The organism is Streptomyces sp. AC627_RSS907 (genome assembly GCF_019049165.1).
The window spans coordinates 1-557 of sequence record NZ_JAGMUE010001560.1 but is presented as its reverse complement, the minus strand read 5'-3'; the positions used below and the strand labels follow the sequence as shown (position 1 = coordinate 557).

Sequence of the window (557 nt, the reverse complement as noted above, 5' to 3'; positions counted from 1 at the left end):
GTCGAGCACGGGCCCGATGCGGTGATCGCCACCACCGCCGTCGGCTTCCGTTGCTGGACCGAGGCCGCCGATGGCTGGGGGCTGGGTGACGCGCTCCTCGACCGGTTCCGGGGCGCGGAGCTGTTGGCCCGGGGGCCCAAGGTGCGCGGCGCGATCCGCGCCGCCGGCCTGACCGAGGACTGGTCGCCCGCCTCCGAGTCGATGGCCGAGGTGCTCGACCGGTTGCTGGCCACGGGCGTGGCCGGGCGCCGGATCGCGGTGCAGTTGCACGGCGAGCCGCTCACGGAGTTCGTGGCGGCGCTGCGGGACGCGGGCGCCGACGTGCTCGGGGTGCCCGTCTACCGGTGGCTGCCGCCCGAGGACCCGGGCCCGCTCGACGGGCTGATCGACGCCTCGGTCGCCCGTACCGTGGACGCGATCACCTTCACCAGCGCGCCCGCGGCCACCAGCCTGCTGGACCGGGCCCGGGAGCGCGGCCTGCGCGAGGCGCTCGTCGACGCGCTGCGCCACGACGTGCTGGCGGCCTGCGTCGGCCCGGTCACCGCGCAGCCGCTGGC

The 557-nt window shown here is 77.4% G+C and carries 1 protein-coding gene; it reads left to right on the top strand.

Going from position 1 to position 557, the window contains the following annotated elements:
- Positions 1-557: uroporphyrinogen-III synthase (locus KUM32_RS42990; RefSeq protein WP_217146975.1), on the top strand; the 557-nt coding region annotated here is incomplete at both ends.